Source organism: Caloramator proteoclasticus DSM 10124 (assembly GCF_900129265.1).
Lineage (GTDB): Bacteria > Bacillota > Clostridia > Clostridiales > Caloramatoraceae > Thermobrachium > Thermobrachium proteoclasticum.
Window position 1 is genome coordinate 1 of sequence record NZ_FQVG01000085.1, and the last position, 6,125, is coordinate 6,125.

General features: G+C 31.6%; 5 protein-coding genes and 3 tRNA genes. 1 reads left to right on the plus strand and 7 read right to left on the minus strand.

Annotated elements, in window-relative coordinates:
* The 3 genes from BUB63_RS12550 to purR all read right to left on the minus strand — a co-directional run.
* Nucleotides 1–1,313 (minus strand): ISLre2 family transposase (locus BUB63_RS12550; protein WP_073248502.1); only part of this gene is annotated, 1,313 nt, incomplete at its 3' end.
* A 191-nt stretch (nucleotides 1,314–1,504) separates the two neighbouring features.
* Nucleotides 1,505–1,786: a septation regulator SpoVG gene (gene spoVG, locus BUB63_RS12555; protein ID WP_027309380.1), complete on the minus strand. Its 282-nt coding sequence runs from the start codon at nucleotides 1,784–1,786 to the stop codon at nucleotides 1,505–1,507.
* An 89-nt stretch (nucleotides 1,787–1,875) separates the two neighbouring features.
* Nucleotides 1,876–2,688: a pur operon repressor gene (gene purR, locus BUB63_RS12560; protein ID WP_027309381.1), complete on the minus strand. Its 813-nt coding sequence runs from the start codon at nucleotides 2,686–2,688 to the stop codon at nucleotides 1,876–1,878.
* A 212-nt stretch (nucleotides 2,689–2,900) separates the two neighbouring features.
* Here purR and murC point away from each other — a divergent pair, with 212 nt between their 5' ends.
* The gene (gene murC / locus BUB63_RS12565) at nucleotides 2,901–4,274 is read left to right on the plus strand and encodes a UDP-N-acetylmuramate--L-alanine ligase (RefSeq protein WP_073250283.1); all 1,374 of its coding nucleotides are present in this window, start codon (nucleotides 2,901–2,903) and stop codon (nucleotides 4,272–4,274) included.
* Between the two features lie 75 nt (nucleotides 4,275–4,349).
* Here murC and BUB63_RS12570 read toward each other — a convergent pair.
* The 4 genes from BUB63_RS12570 to BUB63_RS12585 form a co-directional block, all read right to left on the minus strand.
* A tRNA-Pro gene (locus tag BUB63_RS12570) sits at nucleotides 4,350–4,425 on the minus strand.
* Between the two features lie 125 nt (nucleotides 4,426–4,550).
* On the minus strand, nucleotides 4,551–5,219 hold the full coding sequence (locus BUB63_RS12575) for a 4Fe-4S binding protein (RefSeq protein ID WP_027309411.1): 669 nt from the start codon (nucleotides 5,217–5,219) through the stop codon (nucleotides 4,551–4,553).
* Between the two features lie 281 nt (nucleotides 5,220–5,500).
* Nucleotides 5,501–5,576 (minus strand) — tRNA-Pro (locus BUB63_RS12580).
* Nucleotides 5,577–5,690: 114 nt separating this feature from the next.
* Nucleotides 5,691–5,766 (minus strand) — tRNA-Pro (locus BUB63_RS12585).
* Between the last annotated feature and the right edge of the window lie 359 nt (nucleotides 5,767–6,125).

Genomic DNA, 6,125 nt, shown 5'->3' on the forward strand with positions numbered 1-6,125 from the left:
TTTAATATTGTTATATTATTTATTGCTTCACGTGAAGAATTATTTATTCTTTTTATAGTTTCTTTTATCTTCTTTTTACTTAATTTAAACGCTTTGTTTTCTTCCTTATATATGCTTGTTTCCCTTAAATTACCTCCGTTCCTGCTAAATACCCTTAGCTTTGCCATTATTTTTAATCCTTCTTTGCTCCATCCTAATGGCCTACTGCTTAACCTTGCTGATAATACATGGCTTATATGTCCTTCTGCACTACATCCAATTACATCCTCTTCTTTATATATTACTATCCCTTCCCAATTGTTTAATATATATCTTCTTGCTTCTTTTATTCTCTCTTTTTCAACTTTAGTTTCTGCTACACTTAATAACTCCTTAAATATTTCCCTTATTGCCTTCTTATCCCCTTCATTTATCGCTTCCCATATCTTTACTCTGTATTTTTCTCTCTTTGCAGTCCCTCTTATCACGTATTTGTTTAAGTGATATCTGTCTAACACAAACTTCGCTTTTGGAACCCATCCTATTCCTTCCTTTATCCACCTTGCCCCGTCTCCTGCTATGTATATCTTTTCTATGCTCTCTATTTCATAATTGTCATACACATAATTAGCTACATCTATCCATATTTCTTCCGATTCTGCTCCAACATATGTTTTGTAATATACATTCTTTAATTCATTTCTCCCATTTTTGCTTTGCCTTCCTTCATGTATATATACAAGCCTTGGCATCTCCTTTTTCCCATCCTGCAATGCAACATGATCCTCATCTGCCTCTATGTATAACACCCTTACTTTCCTCTTCTCTTCTACTTCCCTCTTTACTTCTACTTCCCCTACCTGCCTTATTGCATTTAAAACTGTCTGCCTACTTAGTTTCTCAGGGCATGTTATCTTGCTGCTTTCTTCGTACGACATGTTTATTGCATTCTCTACCAGCTTTATCTTTACTTCCTTATCTACCTTCTCATGTTTACTTATGCCTACTATTTCATCAAGCAAATACCTATATTCCCCTGTCTTCTTAGACTTGTAATAGGTCCTTTTATATTCAATCATTCCAAGCATTGTTACTATCGACTTCTTAGCTTTCCTCTCTACTATCCATTCCTTTTTCCTTTTTTCGTCCTTCTTTATCGTTTCATCTATATTTTCTAAAACATTCTTAACTATATTTATTCCGAGTCTATCTGTTGCCTCCTTAACTTCTGCAACAAGTGCTGTAATATTAAACTCCTTTTCTATCATTTTTTCTAATTTTTTCATCATCACAGTAGTGAAATCTAAAGCAAATTGTAGTATAATATTATCCATAAAGAGACACCCCTTTCGTATTTGGTTTAGTTTTTTTCAATTCTAATTTTATCACAAGGGGTTGTCTCTTTTAAATTTTTTCTCCTTTTTCGTCCTACAATAATTTTACACTATGAGCTCAAAAAAGCTGAAGCGAACAATATTTGTAATATTCTAAAAAAATAAAAAGGAAGCTAAAAGCTTCCCCTTTATTATTGTTCTTCTGCGTTTTCTACACTATCCTTAGCCTTTTCGTATTCTGCTAAAATTGCTTGCTGGATCTTTTCCCTTGTTTCTGAATTGATTGGATGTGCTATGTCCTTAAATTGTCCGTCTGGAGTTTTTCTGCTTGGCATAGCAATAAAAAGTCCATTTTGTCCTTCAATAACCTTGATGTCGTGAACAACAAGTTCATTGTCGAATGTTACTGAAACAATAGCCTTCATCTTTCCTTCGTTTGTAATTTTTCTTACTCTTACATCAGTAACCTTCATAAATTCACCACCTTCCAAGTTGCTTAATTAATAGTATTCTACATATTTTTAAAAAATCCTGCTAAATTAAATAATATTTTTTGAATTTTTTAATTATTTGTTGTTGGATAGATTTTTATTTTTCCATTCTCCTCATCTACCATATCTAAAGTCAATAAAGAAATATAATCGGATACAAGCTTTTTATCAGCGGATGCTTCTACTAATACACCAATTCCTACAAGTTCACAATCAAATTCCTTAAGAAGCTCAACAATTCCATTGGCTGTTCCTCCAGCCTTCATAAAATCATCTATGAAGATGCATCTACTTCCCTTTTTTAGTGCCCTTTTGCCTAAACTCATCCTCTGTATTTTTTTAGAGGAACCCGTAACATAATTTATACTAACAGATGAACCCTCAGTAACCCCAACCTCACGTCTTGCAATAACAAGTGGTTTGTTTAATGCATTTGCCGTCATAAGTGCAATTGGGATACCTTTTGTTTCAACTGTTACCACATAATCTACATTTTTATCAATAAAATAGGCAGCAAGTATCGTTCCTACCTTTGAAGAAATATCAGGTGAAAATACTATATCATTCATATATATATATCCACCCTTTATTATTCTGTCTGGAGAACTTAATTTTTCACAAAGTTCATTGAGAAATTCACTTTTTAATTTTTCACTTAACCCTGGTGTGTATTTTACTCCACCTGCTGCACCAGATAAAGTTTCTATCTTACCACAACCTAAATATTCAACCACCTTCTTTGCAAGCGAAATATCTTCACTTAAAGTTGAACGTGCTGAACCAAAAAAATCTGAGAAATACCCTAAACTAAATACCTTATTAGGGTTATCTGATAAAATTTTTATAATTGCTGCTACTCTTTCTTTTCTTTGTAATTTATCCAAATTACCACTTCCCATCCATTCTTTTATATTTTTGTCATTGTTTAATTTTTTTATACATATATTTTAAATTAGGTTATTTTATATTCTGTTTTAAATTAATTGTAGATTATTTAAAAAATTATTTCAATAAAATATAATAATTCATTCTATACTTGTATTATGATATAATCATTTTGTCAATAATCATAATAAATAATTTCAGGAGTGATATTATGGTAAAAATATTAGATGAACAAATTAACAAAATCCATTTTATTGGAATTGGTGGAATAAGTATGAGTGCTTTGGCAGAAATTATGCTAAACCAAGGTTGCATAGTTTCTGGTTCCGATAGAAGCTCTTCTAAACTTACTGAAAAGCTGAAAAACAAAGGTGCAACTATATATATTGGTCATTCTGCAGATAATATTACTGATCAACAATTAGTAGTTTATACTGCAGCCATTCCTAAGGACAATCCTGAATTATTAGAGGCAATAAAAAGAAACATACCTATTATGGATAGAGCTGAATTTTTAGGTCTTGTTATGAAAAAATATAAAAACAGCATAGCAGTATCAGGAACCCACGGCAAAACAACAACTACATCAATGATTTCCTTGATTCTCTATAGAGCACATCTTGACCCTACAATAATGATAGGTGGAGAACTTGATGCTATTGGAGGAAATTTAAGGATTGGAAACAGCGAATACTTCATAACAGAAGCCTGCGAATATAAAGGAAGCTTTCTTCAATTTTATCCTAAGATAGGAATTATACTCAATATCGATGCAGATCACCTTGACTATTATAAAGATATAGAAGAAATAAGCCAAACCTTTGTTAAGTTTTCAAAAAATATTGCAAAGGATGGAATTCTAATTGGATATGCAGAGGATAAAAGGGTAAAACAAATACTTCAATCATCTGGTGTACAAATCCTATCCTATGGGATAGATGAGGGAACATTAAGAGCATCAAATATAAGCTATAACGAGAGAGGATGTGCAGAATTTGATGTTGTTAAAAACAATGAAATATTAGGAAGGATTAGGCTAAATGTTCCTGGTAAACACAACATCCTAAACTCCCTTGCTGCTATATGTTGTACACTATCCCTTGGAATTGATTTTGAAACTATAAAGGATAGTCTATATGAATTTACTGGTACTCATAGACGTTTTGAAAAAAAAGGAGTTAAAAATGGTATTACAGTTATTGATGATTATGCACATCATCCAACTGAAATTAAGGCTACTATACAGGCTGCAAAAAATTATCCTCATAAAAAACTATATTGTATATTCCAACCCCATACTTATACAAGAACCCTAACTTTGTTTGATGAATTTTCAAAGGCCTTTAATGGTGTAGATAAGTTGATACTAACGGATATATACGCTGCTCGTGAAAAGGATTTAGGACTTGTTAATTCAAAAATGTTAGCTGATGCTGTTAAAAATAATGGAGTTGATGTAATATATATAAAGGAATTTGAAGAAATAATTAAGTATATCAACGAAAATCTTTCAAATGGTGATGTAGTAATTACAATGGGTGCTGGGGATGTTTATAAAATTGGGGAGGAGTTTTTAAAGGGATAAGTTTAAGCTCAACTTTAAGTTGAGCTTTTTATTTAAATATAAAATAAAAAAAGGATTGCTTCTGCAATCCTTTTTTGGTCGGGGTGACAGGGATTGAACCTGCGACCTCATGGTCCCAAACCACGCGCGCTCCCATCTGCGCCACACCCCGAAGACACAATTTATTATATATTATTTTTTTTACTTTGGCAAGTGTTTTTTTAAAAAATATTTTATAGTATTCCCCATAAAGGCAGGTTTAAACACAACCTACATTTATGGGATTACAAATATGTTTTAAGCTACTTTTGTTAAATCCAAATCCTTTATTTCTTTTACTACTATTATATCTGATCTTCTACAACTTGAAATACACTTTCCACATTTTATACAATCACTATGTTCTATAAAGCCATTTTTATATTCATAAGGGTTAACCCCCATCGGACATGCTTTACTACATAATTTACAAGAAACACAACTTGGTTTTACATATAAAGCATTCTTATTTCCCCTCAATTTAGTAATAATTGATGCAATAGTTCCCATGGGGCAAAAATTACACCATGTTCTATGATTGTAGATAAATGAAAACATTATTCCTACTAAACTCGTAACAACAATCATCCTATAAAAAACCAATCCTATTTTGTATAGATTACCATTGGCAGCAACTATTCCACTAATAAACATGTAAAACATAAGTACAATAACCAGTGTTCTAAAGACATAGCTCTTCATCCATTTAGGTACTTGTTTTTTATTTGACACTTTGCTCAAAATATTTTCATAAAAATTACCTCTTGGACATATGTTTCCACACCAATATCTACCATTAAAAAACGAAAACACTATTGGTCCAATCATACAAATACTTGCAATTACTGCAAATCTTAAATCTATTGCTCCCAACAGAAAAAAGGCAAAAAACAATATATATGAATACTTTTTCCACACATTTAACATTTAAATCCCTCCATTCTTTTTATACCCCCAGTAGGTATATTACATTGTATATACTAATAACAATATCTTCTTTTGTCAATATTTCTTAACAAAGTAGTATTATTGTGATTTTTTTTATTTGTTGAACAATTGTGATTTTATAATATGTATATTGTAGTTTTAACTCTTCTATTTACTATAGCTATTGAAGATTAGGTAATATATAATGTAAGTTTATTGATTTGTTTCATTAAGATAGGATTAAGATGTGAATAATGTATAGTAACTAATTATATATAAATTGGTCGGGGTGACAGGACTTGAACCTGCGGCCCTATGGTCCCGAACCATATGCACTACCACCTGTGCTACACCCCGACGCAAAACCAAATGCATTTATATTAATTATAGCACTTTGCTATTATAATGAAAATATTGAATTAAATTCTAAACAAAGACCAATAAAAAAAGGATTGCTTTCGCAATCCTTTCTGGTCGGGGTGACAGGGATTGAACCTGCGACCTCATGGTCCCAAACCACGCGCGCTCCCATCTGCGCCACACCCCGAAGACAAAGATAATTATAGCATCTATTTTTTCATATTGCAACTACTTTTTTATATTTACAGAGATTTCGCATCTAATTTCCAGTAAAGCTTTTTTCTTTATAGGAAATTAGATTTTTTCTATTTTATTGAAATTTTGGAAGGGAAAAAGGCCGTAGGCCATGTATATAGATACACCTTCCCCCTCCCCATCATAATGAAAAGCTGTATTTCCAATTTTATTATCGACTATGCGGTGTTAAAAATTGGATTAATCCAATTCATAATTATCAACATTTCATCTTTCAAATCTTCTATTATATTTATCTGCAAAAGCCTTTTTTCTCTGAATCCTCGAATGTTTCTAAAAAAGTATAATTGG

Coding starts and splice junctions, on each gene's coding strand:
- spoVG (WP_027309380.1), bottom strand. CDS start 1,786: ATGAAGGTTACTGATGTAAGAGTAAGAAAAATTACAAACGAAGGAAAG.
- murC (WP_073250283.1), top strand. CDS start 2,901: ATGGTAAAAATATTAGATGAACAAATTAACAAAATCCATTTTATTGGA.
- BUB63_RS12575 (WP_027309411.1), bottom strand. CDS start 5,219: ATGTTAAATGTGTGGAAAAAGTATTCATATATATTGTTTTTTGCCTTT.